This is a genomic window from Aetokthonos hydrillicola CCALA 1050 (assembly GCF_017591665.1).
Taxonomy (GTDB): Bacteria; Cyanobacteriota; Cyanobacteriia; order Cyanobacteriales; family Nostocaceae; genus Aetokthonos; species Aetokthonos hydrillicola.
This window is the reverse complement of record NZ_JAAKGC010000288.1, coordinates 1-2,408: the sequence shown is the minus strand read 5'-3', so window position 1 is coordinate 2,408 and position 2,408 is coordinate 1. Positions and strand designations below refer to the sequence as shown.

Annotated in this window: 4 protein-coding genes; 3 read left to right on the top strand and 1 reads right to left on the bottom strand. The window is 39.7% G+C overall.

The window, feature by feature from the left end:
* Window positions 1-164: phycobiliprotein lyase (locus tag G4P69_RS37055; RefSeq protein WP_208354844.1), on the top strand; the 164-nt coding region annotated here is incomplete at its 5' end.
* Here the strand turns inward: G4P69_RS37055 and G4P69_RS37050 are convergent.
* Window positions 161-661, bottom strand: a complete 501-nt coding sequence (locus tag G4P69_RS37050) for a hypothetical protein (protein ID WP_208341596.1) — start codon at window positions 659-661, stop codon at window positions 161-163. The genes G4P69_RS37055 and G4P69_RS37050 overlap by 4 nt on opposite strands.
* Window positions 662-990: 329 nt before the next feature.
* Here G4P69_RS37050 and G4P69_RS37045 point away from each other — a divergent pair, with 329 nt between their 5' ends.
* Together G4P69_RS37045 and G4P69_RS37040 are read left to right on the top strand one after the other, a co-directional pair.
* A complete protein-coding gene (locus G4P69_RS37045) occupies window positions 991-1,407 on the top strand; it encodes a hypothetical protein (protein WP_208341595.1) in 417 nt (138 codons plus the stop codon).
* 85 nt (window positions 1,408-1,492) lie between these two features.
* On the top strand, window positions 1,493-2,408 hold a 916-nt coding region (locus G4P69_RS37040), incomplete at its 3' end, for an NB-ARC domain-containing protein (RefSeq protein WP_243903175.1).

Genomic DNA, 2,408 nt, shown 5'->3' with positions numbered 1-2,408 from the left:
GTTTAGAGGAACGTCTATGGTTTGCTAGTCCTAATTTGCGAATGCGGGCGACTGTCCTGAAACGTTCGGGAGAGTTTAGCATGACTTCCTTTACTTCTGAAATTCGCATGATGGCTAAAACGCCTGAAAAAGCTTCTGAGACTTCTAAATCAGCATCTAGCTAAGTATGTGAAGATATTAGCGGGCAAGATGCCCGCACTACTCCTTTATTGGTATCAGCATTAAAAGCTGCTCGCAGTTCAGGACTAGCGATCACAATGCTGCTTTCCTGCCATTCATGAATGAGCGCGTCAATCATCTCCCATGCTGTAGTTGAGGAATCTATCAGCCGAAAAGCCTCAGTTAGTTCCTTGATAAACTCTTGAAGCTCATCCTTGTCAAACAGGCTCAACCATCCATAAGGATGTTCAAAGCCGATTTCTTTGCCTAGTAATAGAGAGAAAGCGACAGTTAATGCTTCAAAAACAGCTTTACTTTGAGTCGCTGATTTAACCAGAGAAGTTACTTCCTCGCGACGCAGTAACGCAAAAGACTGATCATTACGAGTAATCGTCACTGGACGTTCTAAAGCCTTGTCTAGAACTCGCCCAGGCTGACGATTTAACTCAGTAGCAGTAATTAGCTCATCTGAATAAATATTGCCAAAATTGGTTAGAGCCATAAATTATGGATTTTCAGCCAAGCTGATTTAATACAATCAATAAGTCAATACGTATAATTGTACGTACTCTTGATTAAGAGTCAATAGAGAGTAGTACGACTTGCAGTTACCGAAAATCTTCGTCGTGCAATAGACATCTCCAGAAATGGATGTAGGGGCGAACGGCGTTCGCCCTGAGCAAGGATTTCAAGGAACGCATCATTAATTTTCGGAGATGTCTAATAGTGTGTTTACCCGAATAGAAGAAAATGATCATGACTTGCGGAATCGACAGTATCCAAAAAGTATCATATATACATACAGTGAATTTTCACTTAGGGTAATACTTTATGGAACCGCTAACCGCTGGTGTAATCCTGACTCTTGCTCTCACAAAAATGTTTGAAAAGACGGCAGAGAAATTTACCGAATCTGCTCTTGCTAAAATGGACGAGTTGCGAAACAAAATTTGGGAGAAGTTTCGGGGTAACGTAAAAGTAGAGACAGCACTCAGAGCAGCAGAGAAAGGTTCAAAGAAAGATTTAGACACCGTTGCTGCTTATCTGCAAGTATTAATGCATGAAGATCCAGCATTTGCAGAGGAGATTCGAGCGATCGCCAAGGAAATTAAAGCGGGTGAGAAGCACGACAATGGGAATTTTACTCAAATCAACCAGGACAACGCTACCGGTTATCAAAACCATATTACTGGTGGAGAAGTTTTTCAAGGTACAAATACCATCAATAAGTATAGCAATCCCAATTAAAACGCCAGAAAATACGTAGAAACAAGCCAGCCAAATATTTACACCGCTTAAACGCTTCCTCTCTTCCTAAGAGGACTTTAATACCATGAAACAAGAAAATAAAGATAATGCCACAGGCTTTCAGAATGACATTAGTGGTGGTACAAGTTACTTAGGCAACAATAATATTTATAATTATTCACCTAATAAAACCGTAAGCGCTGTAAAACACATTCCTCCTGCAGGTGCTGCTCAGTTTGTTGGACGTAATGAGGAACTAGCCACAATTCACTCCTTACTTTACGAGCAAAAAAACACCGTTGTAATTTCTGCTGTTGCGGGGATGGGCGGTATAGGTAAAACAGAGTTAGCAATAAAGTATGCACGTGAACATGAGAATGATTATCCCGGAGGTATTTGCTGGTTAAATGCAATAGAGGGAAATTTAGCAACAGAGATTCTTCAATTTGCTCGAAGCTTTTTTAATTTAAAAGTACCCCAAAAAGACGCTCAAGGAAATCCGCTAACTCTTAATCAGCAAGTAGCTTGGTGTTGGCAAAATTGGCAACCAACTGAAGGGCTAGTTTTAGTAATATTCGATGATGTAAATGATAAAGAAAATTGGAGAGCTTATTTACCAAAGAATAACCGATTCCGGGTTTTGCTCACAAGTAGGTTACAAGACTTTGACATCCATATCAAGAAAATAGCTCTCAATGTGTTTTCACTTGAAGAGGCTTTAGAAATATTAATCGCTATGGCTGGCTCTAGAAAGATAAATAGAGAGCTAGAAACAGCTAAACAACTGTGTAAATGGTTCGGATATTTACCCTTAGGTGTTGAATTAGCAGGAAGGTATATAGCAAACAAACCTCCTCATCTTACTTTAGCAAAAATCTTCGACGAAATAAAACAGCAACAGGAACAAGAGAGAATTAACCCCATTCAAGAAACCTTAATTACAACACAGCGCAGCGTTAAAGCAGCATTTGAATTAAGTTGGGCAGCAGCAATTCTCATTT